We start from the raw sequence: 18,178 nt of genomic DNA, 5'->3' as shown, positions 1-18,178 counted from the left end.
GGTCCTGTTTCCGGTAGGTGACTGAGTTGAGCAACACCAATGAAGACAAGCTCCGCGAATATCTGAAGCGGGCCACCACCGACCTGCGCAACGCGCGCAGGCGGGTACGGGAGCTGGAAGAGCCGGAGCCGGTCGCCGTGGTGCGCATGGCCTGCCGCTTCCCCGGCGAGGTCGCGAGCCCGGAAGAGCTGTGGGACCTGGTCGCCGAGGGCCGGGAGGGCATCTCCGGCTTCCCCGAGGACCGCGGCTGGGACCTGGAGGCGCTGTACGACCCGGACCCGGACCGGGCCGGGACCTCGTACACCCAGCAGGGCGGATTCCTTCAGGAGGTCCCGCAGTTCGACGCCCAGCTCTTCGGGATCTCGCCGCGTGAGGCGCTGGCCATGGACCCGCAGCAGCGGCTGCTCCTGGAGACCGCCTGGGAGGTCCTGGAGCGGGCCGGTATCGACCCGCACTCGCTGAAGGGCAGCAGCACCGGCGTCTTCGTCGGCGCCTCCTCCTCCAGCTACGGCGGCGACCTGGAGGAGGTCCCGGAGGGCGTCGAGGGCTACCTCGGCACCGGCAGCGCGGCGGCCGTGGTCTCCGGCCGCCTCGCCTACACCTTCGGCCTCGAAGGCCCCGCGGTCACCGTCGACACCGCCTGCTCCTCCTCGCTCGTGGCCCTGCACCTCGCGGTGCAGGCGCTGCGGCAGAACGAGTGCGGGCTCGCCCTGGCCGCGGGCGTCACCGTGATGTCCACGCCGGGGCTCTTCGTCGAGTTCAGCCGCCAGCGCGGGCTCGCCTCCGACGGCCGCTGCAAGGCCTTCGGGGACACCGCGGACGGCACCGGCTTCGCGGAGGGCGTCGGCGTTCTCCTCCTGGAGCGGCTCTCCGACGCCCGCCGCAACGGGCACGAGGTCCTGGCCGTGATCCGCGGCTCCGCCGTCAACCAGGACGGCGCGAGCAACGGCCTCACCGCGCCCAACGGCCCCTCCCAGCGCCGCGTCATCAAGCAGGCGCTCGCCAACGCCCGCCTGGAGGCCGCCGAGATCGACGCGGTCGAGGCGCACGGCACCGGCACCACCCTCGGCGACCCCATCGAGGCCCAGGCCCTCATCGCCACCTACGGCAAGGGCCGCGCGCCCGAACGCCCGCTCTGGCTCGGCTCGGTGAAGTCGAACATCGGCCACACCCAGGCCGCCGCGGGCATGGCCGGCGTGATGAAGATGATCATGGCCATGCGCCACGGCGTCCTGCCCAGGACTCTGCACGCCGACAGCCCCAGCACCAAGATCGACTGGTCCGCGGGCACCGTCCGGCTGCTCCAGGAGGACACCCCCTGGGAGCGGCGCGAGGACGCCCCCCGCCGCGCGGGCGTCTCCGCCTTCGGCGTCGGCGGCACCAACGCCCACGTCATCCTCGAACAGGACACCCCCGCCGAGCCCGCCCCCGAGGCCCCGGCCGCCGAGCCCGCCCCGCGCGTCCTGGACACCCGGCTGCTTCCCTGGCTGGTCTCCGGCAAGAACCCCGGCGCCCTGCGCGCCCAGGCCGACCGGCTGCACGGCTTCGCCACCGCCTCCGAGGCCGCGCCCGCCGACATCGCGCTCTCGCTGGCCACCACCCGTGCCGCCCTGGAGCAGCGCGGCGCCGTGGTCGCCGCGGACCGCGCCGCCCTCACCTCCGGCCTGACCGCCCTCGCCGACGGCACCTCCAGCCCGGCCGTGGTCCAGGGCACCACCCTGCCCGGCGCCGGAGTCGTCTTCGTCTTCCCCGGTCAGGGTTCGCAGTGGCCGGGTATGGCGGTCGAACTCCTGGATTCCTCGCCGGTGTTCGCGGCGCGGTTGCGGGAGTGCGCCGAGGCGCTGGCCCCGTACGTGGACTGGTCGCTGCTGGATGTGCTGCGGCAGGCGGACGGTGCTCCGGGCTTCGACCGGGTGGATGTCGTGCAGCCCGCGCTGTGGGCCGTGATGGTCTCCCTCGCCGAACTCTGGCGCGCCTCGGGGGTGCGTCCCGCCGCGGTCATCGGCCACTCGCAGGGCGAGATCGCCGCCGCGGCCGTCTCCGGTGCGCTGTCGCTCGGTGACGCCGCGAAGGTCTCGGCGCTGCGGGCCAAGGCGCTGCTCGCGCTCGCGGGCAAGGGCGGCATGGTCTCGGTTGCGGCCCCCGCCGCCGAGGTCACCACCCGTATCGCGGCCTGGGGCGAACGCCTCGCCGTCGCCTCCGTCAACGGCCCGCAGTCCACCGTGGTCTCCGGCGAACCGGGCGCCCTGGACGAACTCCTCGCCGCCTGCGAGCGGGACGGGGTGCGCGCCCGCCGCATCAACGTCGACTACGCCTCGCACGGCCCCCAGGTCGAGACCATCCGCGAGCAGGTCCTCACCGCCCTCGACGGGATCCGGCCGGGCCGCACCGGGGTGCCCTTCCTCTCCACCGTCACCGGCGAGTTCGTCACCGGCACCGAGCTGGACGCCGCGTACTGGTACACCAACCTGCGCAACACCGTCCGCTTCGAGGACGCCGTACGCACCCTGCTCACCGAGGGCCACGGGCTCTTCATCGAGGCGAGCGCGCACCCGGTGCTGACCGTCGGCGTGCAGGAGACCCTCGACGACGCCGGGCAGCCCGCCGCGACCCTCGGCAGCCTGCGCCGCGAGGAGGGCGGCCCCGGGCGCTTCCTCACCTCGCTCGCCGAGGCCTGGACCCGCGGCGCCCCCGTCGACTGGCCGCGCCTCCTCGGCGGCCCCGGCACCCGTACCGTCGAACTCCCCACCTACGCCTTCCAGCAGGAGCGCTACTGGCTGGAGTCCGACCCCGCCGCCGAGAGCGCGGGCGGGCTGCCCGCCGACGAGATCGAGGCCCGCTTCTGGGACGCCGTCGAGCGCGAGGACCTGGAGGAACTCGCCGGGACCCTGGACGTCGACGAGGACGGCGACCACGGCCTGAGCAGGCTGCTTCCCGCCCTCGCCTCCTGGCGCCGGCGCCGCCGCGAGGGCGCCGAGATCGACCGCTGGCGCTACCGCGTCGAGTTCACCCGGCTCGGCGACCCGGGGCAGGCCCGGCTCGACGGCACCTGGCTGCTCGTCGTCCCCGAGGACGCGGACGCTCTCGCCGCCTCCTGCGCCGGGGCCCTGGAGCGGCACGGCGCCGACACCCTGACGCTGCCCGCCGCGACCGCCGACCGCACCGCCCTCGCCGAGACCCTCGGCGCCCTGGCCGGCACCCCCCTCGCGGGCGTGCTCTCCCTCACCGGCCTCGCCGCCGAGGACCCGGCCCTGCTCACCCTCACCCTGGCCCAGGCCCTGGCCGACGCGGGACTCACCGCCCCCCTGTGGTGCGCCACCCGGGGCGCCGTCTCCGCCGTCCGCGGCGACGCGCCCGCCACCCCCGCCCAGGCCCAGGTCTGGGGCCTCGGCCGCGTCCTCGCCCTGGAGGCGCCCCGCACCTGGGGCGGCCTGATCGACCTGCCCGCCGCACCCGACGAGCGGGCCCTCACCCGCTTCGTCCAGGCCCTCGCCGCGAGCGGCGAGGAGGACCAGATCGCGGTACGCGACACCGGGCTCTACGGACGCAGGCTGGTCCGCGCCCGGCTCGCCGACCGCGAGAGCGGCCACGAATGGCGGCCGCGCGGCACCGTCCTGATCACCGGCGGCACCGGGGGAGTGGGCGCCCACGCCGCCCGCAGGCTCGCCTCGCTCGGCGCCCCCCACCTGCTGCTCACCAGCCGCCGCGGTCCCCAGGCGCCCGGCGCCGCCGAACTCATCCGCGAACTCGGCGAGTTGGGCGCCCGCGCCACGGTCGTCGCCTGCGACGCCGCCGACCGCGAGGCGCTGGCCGCCGCGCTGGCCTCGGTGCCCGAGGACGCCCCGCTGACCGCCGTCCTGCACGCGGCGGGCGTCCCCCAGTCCACCCCCTTCGACGCGCTCACCCCCGAGGAGTTCGCCGAGGTCACCGCGGGCAAGGTGCGCGGCGCCGAGCACCTCGACGCCCTGCTCGGGGACACCCCGCTCGACGCCTTCGTGCTCTTCTCCTCCAACTCCGGGGTCTGGGGCGCCGCGGGCCACACCGCCTACGCCGCCGCCAACGCCCACCTCGACGCCCTCGCCGAGCAGCGCCGCGCCCGCGGACTGCGGGCCACCTCGCTGGCCTGGGGCGCCTGGGGCGGCGGCGGGATCATGGACACCGAGGGCGCCCGCGCCTACATGGCCAAGCGCGGCGTCCTGGAGATGGAGCCCGCGACCGCGCTCACCGCCCTGCTGCGCGCCGTCGACCACGAGGAGACCTTCCTCGCCGTCGCCGACGTCGACTGGGCCCGCTTCGCCCCCGGCTTCACCTCCGGCCGCCCGAGCCCCCTGCTCGACGGCGTCCCCGAGGCCCGCGAGGCACTGCGCGCCGCACAGCCCGGTGAGGGCCAGGAGGGCACCTACGCCTCCGAGTTCGCCGAGCGCCTGGCCGGTGCCACCGAGGCCGAGCGCGAGGAGATCACCCTGGACCTGGTGCGCACCGAGGCCGCCGCGGTCCTCGGGCACACCACCCTGGACGCCGTCGCCCCCGACCGCGCCTTCAAGGACTTCGGCTTCGACTCGCTGACCGCCGTCGACCTGCGCAACCGCCTGACCACGGCCACCGGTCTCACCCTCCCCGCCACCCTGGTCTTCGACCACCCCACCCCGACGGCGCTGGCCCGCTTCGTCCGCGCCGAGGTCCTCGGCACCCCCGACCGGTCCGCCGAGCGGGCCGGGACCTCCAACACCGCCACCGACGAACCCCTCGCCATCGTCGCCATGAGCTGCCGCTACCCGGGCGGGGTGCTCTCGCCCGAGGACCTGTGGCAGCTGGTCGCCGAGGGCCGCGACGCCATCTCCGGCTTCCCCACCGACCGCGGCTGGGACCTGGGCTCGCTCTACGACCCGGACCCGGACGCGCTCGGCACCAGCTATGTGCGCGAGGGCGGATTCGTCGACAGCGCCACCCGTTTCGACCCCGGCTTCTTCGGGATCTCGCCGCGCGAGGCGCTCACCATGGACCCGCAGCAGCGGCTCCTCCTGGAGACCTCCTGGGAGACCTTCGAGCGCGCCGGGATCGACCCGGAGACCCTCAAGGGCAGCAGCACCGGCGTGTTCATCGGCGCCGGATACCCCGGCTACGGCGAGGGCATGGAGATGCCCGAGGGCTCCGAGGGGCACATGCTCTTCGGCGCCTCCGCCGCCGTCGTCTCCGGCCGCGTCGCCTACACCTTCGGCCTCGAAGGGCCCGCGGTCACCGTCGACACCATGTGCTCCTCCTCCCTGGTCGCCCTGCACCTCGCCGCGCAGGCGCTGCGTAGCGGGGAGTGCTCGATGGCGCTGGCGGGCGGCGCGATGGTGATGTGCTCGCCCGGCGTCTTCATCGGCTTCAGCCAGCAGCGCGGACTCTCCCCGGACGGCCGCTGCAAGTCCTTCGCCGAGGAGGCGGACGGCACCGGCTGGTCCGAGGGCGTCGGCGTGCTGCTCCTGGAACGCCTCTCGGACGCCGAGCGCAACGGCCACCAGGTCCTCGCCGTCATCCGCGGCTCGGCCACCAACCAGGACGGCGCCTCCAACGGGCTGACCGCCCCCAACGGCCCCGCCCAGCAGCGCGTCATCCGCCAGGCCCTCGCCAACGCCGGCCTCACCGGCGACCAGGTCGACGTGGTCGAGGCGCACGGCACCGGCACCACCCTCGGCGACCCCATCGAGGCGCAGGCGCTGCTCGCCACCTACGGGCAGGACCACAGCGCGCAGAGCCCGCTGCTGCTCGGCTCGGTGAAGTCCAACATGGGCCACGCGCAAGCCGCTTCGGGCGTCGCGGGCGTCATCAAGATGGTGATGGCGATGCGGCACGGCATCGTCCCGCGCACCCTGCACATCGACAACCCCAGCACCGAGGTCGACTGGAACTCCGGGGCGGTGGAACTCCTCGCCGAGTCCCGCGACTGGCCCGAGACCGGCCGCCCCCGCCGCGCCGCCGTCTCCTCCTTCGGCGGCAGCGGCACCAACGCCCACCTCGTCCTGGAGCAGGCCCCCGCACCGGCGCCCGCCGAGCCCCGGCCCGCGGCCGAGGCACCCCGGCTGCCGCTGCCCTGGCTGCTCTCCGGCCGCGGCACCCCGGGACTGCGCGCCCAGGCCGCCCGCCTGCGCGACTTCTTCGCCGCCGACGGGACCCTGGACGCCACCGACCTCGCGTACTCGCTCACCACCACCCGCGCGGCCCTGGAGACCCGCGGCGCGGTGCTCGCCGAGGACCGCGAGGGCCTGCTCACCGCGCTGACCGCGCTCGCCGAGGGCAGCCCCGCACCGGGCGTCGTCTCCGGCACCGCCAAGCCCGCGAAGACCGCCTTCCTCTTCTCCGGGCAGGGCAGCCAGCGCCCCGGCGCGGGCCGCCAACTGCACGCCGCCTTCCCGGTGTTCGCCGAGGCCCTGGACGAACTCTGCGCGGAGTTCGACCGCCACCTCGACCGTCCGCTGCGCACCCTCCTCTTCGCCGAGGAGGGCACCGAGGACGCCGCGCTCCTGGACGCCACCCGCTACACCCAGCCCGCGCTCTTCACCCTCGAAGTGGCCCTCTTCCGCCAGCTGGCCGCCCTCGGCGTACGGCCCGGGGTCCTGGTCGGCCACTCCATCGGCGAGATCGCGGCCGCCCATGCCGCCGGGGTGCTCTCCCTGGCCGACGCCTGCGCCCTGGTCGCCGCCCGCGGTCGCCTGATGCAGGAACTCCCGGCGGGCGGCGTGATGATCTCGCTGCGCGCCACGGAGGAGGAGGTCCTGCCGCTGCTCGCCGAGGTGGCGGACCGCGTCTCGGTCGCCGCCGTCAACGGGCCTGCTTCGGTGGTGATCTCCGGCGAGGCCGAGGCCGCCCGGGAGGTCGCCGCCCGGCTCGCCGAGCAGGGCCGCAAGACCCGCGAACTGACCGTCTCGCACGCCTTCCACTCGCCGCTCATGGAGCCGATGCTCGCCGAATTCCGGCGCGTGGCCGAGCAGTTGACCTACCAGGCGCCCACCCTGCCGGTGGTCTCCAACCTCACCGGCGAGCAGCTCACCGAGTTCGGCGCCGACTACTGGGTCCGGCACGTACGCGAGGCGGTCCGCTTCGCCGACGGCGTCCGCACCGTCTTCGGGCTCGGCGCCAACACCCTGATCGAGCTGGGCCCCGGCGGCGTGCTCACCGCCATGGCCCAGGAGTGCGTCGAGGACGGCGGCCCCGCCCCGCTGCTGGTGCCCGCCCTGCGCAAGGACCGCCCCGAGCCCGAGGCCTTCCTCGGCGCCCTCGCCCAGGCCTGGGCGCACGGCGTCGACGTCGACTGGAGCGGACTGTACGAGGGCCGCGCGGCCCGCCGCGTCGACCTGCCCACCTACGCCTTCCAGCACGAGCGCTTCTGGCCCGAGCCGCGCACCGCGGGCGCCGCCGACGCGAGCGGCCTCGGACTCACCGACGCCGGGCACCCCCTGCTCGGCGCCGCCACCGAACTCGCCGACGGCGCGGGCCTGTTGTTCACCGGCAGGCTCTCCCCGGAGACCCAGCCCTGGCTCGCCGACCACGCGGTCGCCGGCACCGTCATCCTGCCCGGCACCGCCTTCGTCGAGCTCGCCGTACGGGCCGGTGACGAGGCGGGGACCGGCCGCCTGGAGGAACTCACCCTGGAGGCCCCGCTGCCGCTGCCCGAGCGCGGCGGCGTCCAGATCCAGGTGCGCGTCGGCGAGGCCGACAGCGCGGGCCGCCGCCCGGTGGCCGTCCACTCCCGGCCGGAGAACGCCGCCGGACGCCCCTGGACCCGGCACGCCAGCGGTGAACTCGCCCCCGCCGCAGGGGAGTCGGCCCCCGGGCTCGGCGCCTGGCCGCCGCCCGGCGCCGAGGCCCTCGACGTCGGCGACTTCTACGCCGGTGCCGCCGAGGTCGGCTACGGCTTCGGCCCCTCCTTCCAGGGCCTGACCGCGGCCTGGAAGCACCCGGAGAGCGGCGAGGTCTTCGCCGAGGTCGTGCTGCCCGAACCGCAGCAGGCCCAGGCGGGCAAGTACGTACTGCACCCCGCCCTGCTCGACGCCGCCCTGCACGGCATGCGCCTCGGCGACTTCGTCGAGCAGACCGGCGAGGCACGGCTGCCCTTCCTCTTCAACGGGGTCCACCTGCACGCCGCGGGTGCCTCGGCGCTGCGGGTGCGCATCGCCAAGGCCGGTACGGACACCATCGCGGTGACCGCCACCGACACCGCGGGCCACCCCGTCGCCACCCTCGACTCCCTGGTCCTGCGCCCGGTCGCCACCGCCTCGCTCCAGCAGTCCGCGGGCGAGGCCGAGGGCCTGTTCCGTCTCGACTGGGTCCCCGTACCGGCCCCCACCACGGCCGCCGCGGGCACCTGGGCGGTCCTCGGCGCCGACACCCCCGGCCTCGCGGACACCCTGCGCACCGCGGGCGCGGCCGCCTCGTACCCCGATGTCGCCGCCATGAAGGCCGCGCTCACCGCGGGCGACCCGCTGCCGGACACCGTGCTCCTCCCGCTCGGCCCGCAGACCGGAGGGCAGGAGGCCGGTGCGGACGCCGTACGGGAGTCCACCGCCCGCCTCCTCGGCCACCTCAAGGACTGGTTCGCCGACACCTCCTTGGAGGACGTCCGGCTCGCGGTCCTCACCCGCGGCGCCGTCGCCACCCGCACCGGCGAGGACGTCACCGACCTCGCGCACGCCCCCGCCTGGGGCCTGGTCCGCTCCGCGCAGACCGAGAACCCCGGCCGCCTGGTCCTGCTCGACCTCGACCCAAAGGCCGAGGCGCCCGCCGCCGCGCTGCCCGGCGCCCTCGCCGCGACCGCCGAGGTGGACGAGCCCGGGGCCGCATTGCGCGGCGAGACGCTGCTCGTCCCGCGCCTGGTGACCACCGCCGGATCGGGCTCCCTGACGCTGCCCGAGGAGGCCGCCTGGACCCTGGACACCCGGGCCCGCGGCACCCTGGACAACCTCGGCCTGCTGCCCCGCCCGGAGGCGGAGGCACCGCTCGCCGAGAACACCGTACGGATCGCCGTGCACGCCGCCGGACTCAACTTCCGCGATGTGATGATCGCCCTCGGCATGTACCCGGGGGAGGCCTTCCTCGGCAGCGAGGCCGCGGGCGTGGTCACCGAGACCGGCCCCGGCGTCACCTCGCTCGCCGTCGGCGACCGCGTCATGGGCATGATCCCGCACGCCTTCGGGCCGCTCGCCGTCGCCGACCACCGCATGGTCGCCCGGATCCCGGCGGGCTGGACCTTCGAGCGCGCCGCCTCGGTACCGGCCGCCTTCCTCACCGCCGCCTACGCGCTGCGCGACCTCGCGGACCTCAAGCGGGGCGAGAAGGTGCTCGTCCACGCCGCCGCGGGCGGTGTCGGCATGGCCGCCGTGCAGCTCGCCCAGCACCTCGGCGCCGAGGTCTTCGCCACCGCCAGCAAGGGCAAGTGGGACGCGCTGCGCGCCGCCGGACTCGACGAGGCGCACATCGCCTCCTCCCGCGACGCCGACTTCGAGGAGTACTTCTACGCCTCCTCCGACGGCAAGGGCATGGACGTCGTCCTCGACTCGCTCAGCGGCGAACTCGTCGACGCCTCGCTGCGCCTGCTGGCCAAGGGCGGCCGCTTCATCGAGATGGGCAAGACCGACATCCGCGACCCCGAGCAGATCGCCCGCGACCACGGCGGCGCCCTCTACCGGGCCTTCGACCTCGCCGAGGCCGGACCCGAGCGCACCGGCGAGATGCTCGCCGAACTCGCCGCGCTCTTCGACTCCGGCGACCTCACCCCGCTGCCGGTCCGCAGCTGGGACATCCGGCGCGCCCCCGAGGCCTTCCGCCTGATGAGCCGCGCCCAGCACATCGGCAAGATCGTGCTCACCGTCCCGCAGCGCTGGGACCCCGAGGGCACCGTCCTGATCACCGGCGGCACCGGCACCCTCGGCGCCCTGCTCGCCCGCCACCTGGTCACCGCACACGGCGTACGCCACCTGGTGCTCGCCGGGCGGCGCGGACCCGAGGCCCCCGGCGCGGCCGAACTGGTCGCCGAGATCGCCGAGTTGTGCGGTACGGCCCAGGTCGTCGCCTGCGACGCGGCGGACCGGGAGCGGCTGGCCGCGGTGCTGGCCGACATCCCCGCCGAGCGCCCGCTGCGCGCCGTCGTGCACACCGCGGGCATCGTCGACGACGGCGTCCTCGGCTCCCTGGACGCCGAACGCCTCGCCGCCGTACTGCGGCCCAAGGCGGACGCCGCCCTCAACCTGCACGAGCTGACCCGCGACCTGGAGCTGACCGACTTCGTCCTCTACTCCTCCGCCGCGGGCGTCTCCGGCAACTCCGGCCAGGCCAACTACGCCGCCGCCAACGCCTTCCTGGACGCCCTGGCCCACCACCGCCGCGCCCAGGGGCTGCCCGCCCGCTCGCTGGCCTGGGGCATGTGGGAACCGGCGGGCGGCATGACCGCCGACCTCGCCGAGACCGACGTGGCGCGGATGACCCGCGGCGGCGTCACCCCGCTCACCCCGGAGACCGGCCTCGCCCTCTTCGACGCCGCCGCCCGGCTCGACGAGGCCCTGTACGTGCCCGTACGGCTCGACCCGGCCTCGCTCGGCGGCCAGAGCGGCGGCGCGGTACCCGCGCTCTACCGGGCCCTGGTCCGCACCCCGGTGCGGCGCAGCGCCCAGGCCGCCGCCGCGGCCTCCGAGCCCGAGGAACTGCTCGGCCGCCTCGCCGGGCGCACCGCCGCCCAGGCCGCCGAGATCCTCCTCGACCTGGTCCGCACCCACGTCTGCGCGGTGCTCGGCATCACCGACCCGCGTACCGTCGAGGCCGACCGCGCCTTCAAGGACATCGGCTTCGACTCGCTGACCGCGGTCGAACTGCGCAACCGCCTGAACAGCGCCACCGGGCTCCGGCTGCCCGCCACCCTGATCTTCGACTTCCCCTCCCCGGGCGAACTCGTCGACCACCTGCGCACCGAACTGGCCCCCGAGGCCGCCGGCGCCCAGGACACCGGCACCGGCTCCGAGGAGGCCGACGAGCAGCAGATCCGGCGCGTCCTGTCGAGCGTTCCGGTGCGGCGGCTGCGGGAGGCCGGACTCCTCGACGCGCTCCTCGAGCTCGGCGCCGCCCCGGTCGGCGAGACGGCCGCGCAGCAACCGCAGCAGGCCGCGGCGATCGCCGAGATGGACGTCGACGCCCTCGTCTCGCTGGCCCTCGACAACAGCAACTCCTGACGCGCCCGTGGAGCGGAGAACCAAGCCATGAGTACCCCAAGTACCTCTTCGGACAAGCTCGTCGAAGCGCTGCGGGCATCCCTGACCGAGACCGCGAACCTGCGCGAGCAGAACCGCCGCCTCGCCGACGCGCCGCACGAGCCCATCGCGGTCGTCGCCATGAGCTGCCGTTACCCCGGCGGCCTCGAATCCCCGGAAGAACTCTGGGAGTTCGTCCTCGGCGGCGGCGACGCCGTCACCGAGTTCCCGGTCAACCGGGGCTGGGACCTCGACGAGCTGCACGGCCCCGAGGCGGGCGGCAGCGTCGCCACCGAGGCCTGCTTCGTGCACAACGCCGACGAGTTCGACCCCGCCTTCTTCGGGATCTCCCCGCGCGAGGCCCTCGCCATGGACCCGCAGCAGCGGCTGCTGCTCGAATCGGCCTGGGAGACCTTCGAACGCGCCGGTATCGACCCGGGAACCCTCAAGGGCAGCCCGACCGGCGTCTTCGTCGGCGCCACCCAGCCCGCCTACGGCCAGAACCTCACCGACGTCCCCGAGGGCGTCGCCGGGCACCTGGTCACCGGCGGCGTCGCCAGCGTCATCGCCGGACGCCTCTCCTACACCTTCGGCCTCGAAGGCCCGGCGGTCACCCTCGACACCGCCTGCTCCTCCTCCCTGGTCGCCCTCCACCAGGCGGTGCAGGCGCTGCGCCAGGGCGAGTGCTCCATGGCGCTCACCGGCGGCGTCACCGTGATGGCCACCCCCGGCCTCTTCGTCGGCTTCAGCGAGCAGCAGGTCATGGCCTTCAACGGCCGCTGCAAGGCCTTCGCCGCCGGAGCCGACGGCACCGGCTGGTCCGAGGGCGTGGGCCTGCTCCTCCTGGAGCGCCTCTCCGAGGCCCGGCGCAGGAACCACCCCGTGCTCGCCGTCATCCGCGGCACCGCCGTCAACCAGGACGGCGCCAGCAACGGCCTCACCGCCCCCAGCGGCCGCGCCCAGCAGCGCGTCATCCGCCAGGCGCTCGCCAACGCCCGGCTCAGCCCCCAGGACGTGGACGCCGTCGAGGCGCACGGCACCGGCACCCGCCTCGGGGACCCGATCGAGGCGCACGCCCTGATGGCCACGTACGGCAAGGAGCGCGGCGAGAACCCGCCGCTGCTGCTCGGCTCCATCAAGTCCAACATCGGCCACGCGCAGGCCGCCGCGGGCGTCGGCGGTGTCATCAAGACCGTGATGGCCCTCCAGCACGCCAAGCTGCCCAAGTCCCTGCACATCGAGGAGAAGTCCCCGCACATCGACTGGTCCGCCGGGGCCGTCGAACTCCTCCTCGAACCCCGGGACTGGCCGCGCAGCGACCGGCCCCGCCGCGCCGCCGTCTCCTCCTTCGGACTCAGCGGCACCAACGCCCACGCCATCCTCGAACAGGCCCCCGAGGCAGCCGACCCGGCCGCCGAGGACACCGCCGAGCCGCGGCCCGCCCTCTTCTCGGGCGACCCGCTGGTGCCCTGGATCGTCTCGGCCAAGAGCGCCGGCGGCCTGGAGGCCCAACGCGCCCGCCTCGGCCGCCACGTGAGCGGCCGCGACTCGCTCGGCGCGACCGACCTCGGCTATTCCCTCGCCGCCACCCGTGCCGCCTTCGAGCACCGCGCGGTCGTCCTCGGCACCACAACCGAGCAGCTGCGTACGGGACTTGAGGCACCGGACGTGGCGGGCGTCTCCTCCGTCTCCGGCAAGACGGTGTTCGTCTTCCCGGGTCAGGGTTCGCAGTGGGCCGGTATGGCGGTCGAACTCCTGGACTCCTCCCCGGTGTTCGCGGCGCGGTTCGCCGAAGTCGCCTCTGCTGTAGAGGAGTACGTGGACTGGTCGGTGGAGTCGGTGGTCCGGGGTGCGGACGGCACCCCGTCGCTCGACCGGATCGAGATCCTTCAGCCGGTGCTGTTCACGGTGATGGTGTCGCTGGCCGCGCTGTGGCGCGCCGCCGGTGTGGTGCCGGACGCGGTGGTCGGTCACTCGCAGGGTGAGATCGCTGCTGCTGCCGTGTCCGGCGCTCTGTCGCTTGGGGATGCGGCTCAAGTGGTGGTGCTGCGTTCGCAGTTGTTCGCGGATGAGTTGGTCGGCAAGGGTGCGGTGGCGTCGGTTTCCTTGCCTGCGGCTGAGGTCGAGGCGCGTATCGCGCGCTTCAACGGTGACGCTGAGCTGTTGTCGATCGCGGGGAACAATGGTCCGCGTTCGGTGACGGTCGCGGGTCAAGTGGCGGCTCTGGAAGAGCTGGTGGCGGAGTTGGAGGCCGAGGGTGTCCGGGCGAAGGTGATCGGCTCCACGGTCGCTTCGCACTGTGCTCAGGTGGACCCGCTGCACGAGCGCATCCTCGATCTGCTGTCGTTCGTGCAGCCGCGTGAGGGCTCCGTTCCGCTGTACTCGACGGTCAACGGCGAGGTGCTGAGCGGCGCCGAGTTGGATGCTTCGTACTGGTTCGAGAACTGCCGTCGTCCGGTGAGCTTCGAGCCGGTCGTACGTGCGCTGATCGCCGACGGTTTCGATGTGTTCGTGGAGTCGAGTGCGCACCCGGTGCTGACGTACGGCATCAGTGAGACCTCTGACGATGTGGGTGTGGAGGTGCTTGCGCAGGGGACGCTGCGGCGCCAAGAGGGCGGCCCCCGCCGGGTGTTGACCTCCTTCGCCGAGGCCTGGACCCGTGGTGTCGCCCTCGACTGGACCGCGGTCTTCGCGGGACGCGGGGCGAAGGCGGTGGACCTGCCGACGTACGCCTTCCAGCGGCAGAGCTACTGGCTGGAGTCCGGGAGCCCGGCGGCGGGGGCTCCGGCCGCGAGCGCCGCCGACGAGGTGGAGGAGGCCTTCTGGGCGGCTGTCGAGAGCGAGGATCTCGCCGCGCTCACCGGGACCGTGCCGAGCCTGGCCACCGAGGAGGCCCGTACCGCCCTGGGTGAGCTGCTGCCCGCCCTCGCCTCCTGGCGCCGCGGGCACCGGGAGCGCTCCACCCTGGACTCCTGGCGCTACGGCATCACCTGGAAGCCGCTCACCGCGCCCGCCGCCCGGCTGGAGGGCAGCTGGCTCCTGGTCACCGGGCAGGAGGAGAGCGACGGCCGGGCCGCGCTGCTCGCCGCGGGGCTGGCCGCGCACGGTGCCGAGACCGTGGTCCTGGAGACCGATCCGCTCGCCCTCGGCCGCACCGCGCTCTCCGGTCAGCTCGCCGAGGCCGTCGCCACCCTGCCCGAACTGCGCGGCATCCTCTCGCTGGTGGGCACCGGGGCCGCGAACGGCGCCGCCTCGACTCTCCTTCTGGTGCAGGCACTCGCCGACGCCTCGGTGCAGCTCCCGCTGTGGTGCGCCACCCGCGGTGCCGTCTCCGTCGGTCAGGGCGACGCCCCGGCGGAGCCCGATCAGGCCGCGCTCTGGGGCCTCGGCCGGGCCGTCGCCCTCGAACAGCCCGCCGTTTGGGGCGGGTTGATCGACCTGCCGGAGACCCTCGACGAGCGCGCGCTCGGCCGGGTCGCCCGGGTGCTCGCCGGAATCGAGGAGGAGGACCAGGTCGCGATCCGCGCCACCGGCACCTTCGGCCGCCGCCTCGCCCGCCGCCCGCTGCACGACGCCGTACCCGAGCGGGTCTGGCAGCCGCGCGGCACGGTGCTCGTCACCGGCGGCACCGGGGGAGTGGGCGCCCACCTCGCCCGCTGGCTCGCGGACAACGGCGCCGCCCACCTCGTCCTCACCGGCCGCCGCGGCGCCGACGCCCCCGGCGCCGCCGAACTCGCCGCTGAGATAAGGGAGTCGGGCACCGAGGTCACCCTCGCCGCCTGCGACGCCGCGGACCGCGAGGCGCTCGCCGCGGTACTGGCGGCCGTCCCGGAGTCCGCGCCGCTGACCGCGGTGGTGCACGCGGCGGGGCTGCCGCAGTCCACCCTCGCCACGGACACCACGTACGAGGACTTCGTGCAGCTCACCGCGGGCAAGGTGGAGGGCGCACGCCACCTCGACGCCCTGCTCGGGGACCGCGAGCTCGACGCCTTCGTGCTCTTCTCCTCCAGCTCCGGCGTCTGGGGCGCCGGTCGGCACACCGCCTACGGGGCGGCCAACGCCTGGCTCGACGCGCTCGCCGAGCAGCGCCGGGCCCGCGGGCTCACCGCGACCTCGGTGGCCTGGGGCGGCTGGAGCGGCGGCATGATGGCGCTGGAGGGCGCGGGCGAGTACATGCGCCGGCGCGGAGTCGGCGAGATGGCGCCCGAGCGGGCGCTGGCCGCGCTGCGGCGGGCCGTCGAGCACGACGAGACCTTTGTCGCGGTCGCCGACGTCGACTGGGAGAAGTTCGCGCCCGGCTTCACCTCGGAGCGGCCGAGTGCCCTGCTCACCGGGCTGCCCGAGGTCCGCAGGGCCCTCGCCCCGGCCGCTGTCGCCGCCCCCAAGCAGGCCGAGGAGTCCGCCTCCGACCTGGTGCGCAGCCTGCGCGCGGGCACGCCCGCCGAACGGGAGGCACAACTGCTCGGCCTGGTGCGCACCGAGGCCGCCTCGGTGCTCGGGCACGCGGGCGCCGAGGACGTCGAACCCGGCCGCGCCTTCCGCGAGATCGGCTTCGACTCGCTCACCGTCGTCGAGCTGCGCAACCGGCTCAGCGCCGCCACCGGCCTGAAGCTGCCCACCACCCTCGTCTTCGACCACCCGAGCCCGCTGGCGCTCGCCCGCTTCCTCGGCGGCGAACTCCTCGGCACCGAGGAGGAGTCGGCGCCCGCCGGTGCCGCCCCGGTCGCCGCGGGCGCGCACCACGAGGACCCGGTCGTCATCGTCGGCATGAGCTGCCGGCTGCCCGGCGGCGTCACCAGCCCCGAGGAGCTGTGGCGGGCCGTCGCCGCGGGCGAGGACCTGGTCGGCGACCTGCCGGCGGACCGCGGCTGGAACACCGCCGCGGCGGCCCTCTCCGCGGACGGCGACCCGCAGGCCGTACGCCTCCTCGACCAGGCCGGACTGCTCAGCGGCATCCACGACTTCGACCCCGCCTTCTTCGGCATCTCGCCCGAGGAGGCCCTGGTCATGGACCCGCAGCAGCGGATCCTCCTGGAGATCGCCTGGGAGGCCTTCGAACGCGCGGGCGTCGACCCCGGGGAGCTGGCCGAGGAGAAGGTCGGCGTCTTCGCGGGGCTCGGCTACCAGGGCTTCATGCCCGGCGCGCGCATCCCCGCCGAGAGCGAACCGCACCTGGGCAGCGGCATCGGCCCCGCCTTCGCCTCCGGGCGCCTGGCCTACGCCCTCAACCTCAACGGCCCCGCCCTCACCGTGGACACCGGCTGCTCCTCCTCCGCGGTGGCCCTGCACCTGGCGGTGCAGTCGGTGCGCCGGGGCGAGAGCGCGATGGCCCTGGCGGGCGGCGTCACCGTACTGTCCAGCCCGGTGGCCTGGCACCACATGGGCGGCGCCGCCGCCGACGGCCGCTGCAAGCCCTTCTCGGAGGACGCGGACGGCACCGGCTGGGGCGAGGGCGCGGCGATGATCCTCGTCGAACGCCTCTCCCGGGCCCGCGAGTTGGGCCACGAGGTACTGGCCGTGGTGCGCGGTTCCGCGGTCGGCCACCACGGCGCGAGCAACGGCCTCTCCGCGCCCAACGGCGCCTCCCAGCAGCGGCTGATCCGCGAGGCGCTGGCCGACGCCGGGCTCGGCGCGGCCGAGATCGACGCGGTCGAGGCGCACGGCACCGGCACCCCGCTCGGCGACGCGGTCGAGGCGGAGGCGCTGCTCGCCACCTACGGGCGGGAGCGGCCCGCGGACCGTCCGCTGAAGCTCGGCACGGTGAAGTCCAACATCGGCCATCCGCAGGCCGCTTCGGGCGTCACCGGGGTCATCAAGACCGTCCTGTCGATGCGCCACCGGCTGCTGCCGGGCACCCTCAACATCAAGGAGCCCGCGAGCCGCGTGGACTGGTCGGCGGGCGCCGTCGAACTCGTCACCGAGGCCACCGCCTGGCCGGAGACGGGCGGACCGCGCCGGGCGGGCGTCTCCTCCCTCGGCGCCAGCGGCACCGAGGTGCACCTGATAATCGAGGAGGCACCCGCGGCCCCCGAGCATCCGGAGAGCACCGGGGCCCGCCCCGTGGCGCTGCCGCTCTCCGGCCACACCCCCGAGGCGCTGCGGGCCCAGGCCCGGCAGCTGGGCGAGCAGGTGCGGAGCAACCCCGAGCGCAGCCCCGCCGACTACGCGTACTCGATGGCGACCGGCCGTGCCCTGTTCCGGCACCGCGCGGTGGTCGTCGCCGCCGACCGCGCCGAACTCCTCGACGGACTCGGGGCCTTGGCCGCGGGCGAGGAGCGCCCCGGCCTGGTCGCGGCCCCGGCCGAAGTACCGCGTACCGCCCTGCTGTTCACCGGCCGGGCGGCGGAGAGCGCCGAACTGCGGGCGGCCTTCCCGGTGTTCGCCGAGGCCTGGGAGGAGGTGCACGCCCACCTGGACGTGACCCTGCCCGCCCCGCTGCCCGACGCGGCCGAGGCCTTCGCCGCGGAGGTCGCGCTGCACCGGCTCCTGGACACCTGGGGCATCGCGCCCTCGGTGCTGCGCGGCCACGGCCGGGGCACCCTCGCCGCCGCGCACGCCGCCGGGGCCCTCGGGCTCGACGGTGCCGTGGCCCTGCTCGCCGCCCTCGCGGCGGGCGAGGGGGAGCAGTCCGTACAACGGGCCCTGCGGGCCGCGGAGATCGCCGAGCCCGCGCACCGGCTGCTGACCGCCGGGGGTGAACCGCTCACCGCGGAGCGGCTCGGCGACCCGGAGTTCTGGACGGCGGCCTGGGCCGAGCCGGACGCGGCGCCCGCGGATCCGGCCGCCTTCGAGGCGGGAGCCGCCGGCGCCCGCGAGGTCCTCGGCCTCGCGGGGGAGCGCTACGCGGGCGGCGCCCGCATCGACTGGACCGCGGTGTTCACCGGCTCGGGAGCGCGCCGGGTGGACCTGCCGACCTACCCGTTCCAGCGGGAGCCGCACCGGATCTGACAGCACGTCAG

At 75.3% G+C, this 18,178-nt stretch carries 1 protein-coding gene and 1 pseudogene; both read left to right on the top strand.

The features are described from left to right. Positions 1-26: 26 nt before the first annotated feature. Positions 27-11,201 carry a type I polyketide synthase gene (locus tag MID12_RS00520; RefSeq protein ID WP_263164101.1) on the top strand — a complete coding sequence of 3,725 codons (11,175 nt, stop codon included), beginning with the start codon at positions 27-29 and terminating at the stop codon, positions 11,199-11,201. Between the two features lie 45 nt (positions 11,202-11,246). Continuing rightward, positions 11,247-18,167: pseudogene (locus MID12_RS00515) on the top strand (type I polyketide synthase); the annotation flags it as partial. Positions 18,168-18,178: the final 11 nt, after the last annotated feature.

Source organism: Streptomyces sp. SCSIO ZS0520, from assembly GCF_025643355.1.
In the GTDB taxonomy this organism is placed as follows: domain Bacteria; phylum Actinomycetota; class Actinomycetes; order Streptomycetales; family Streptomycetaceae; genus Streptomyces; species Streptomyces physcomitrii.
Note: the sequence above shows the minus strand (reverse complement) of the source record. Positions and strands in the feature narration are given on the sequence as shown.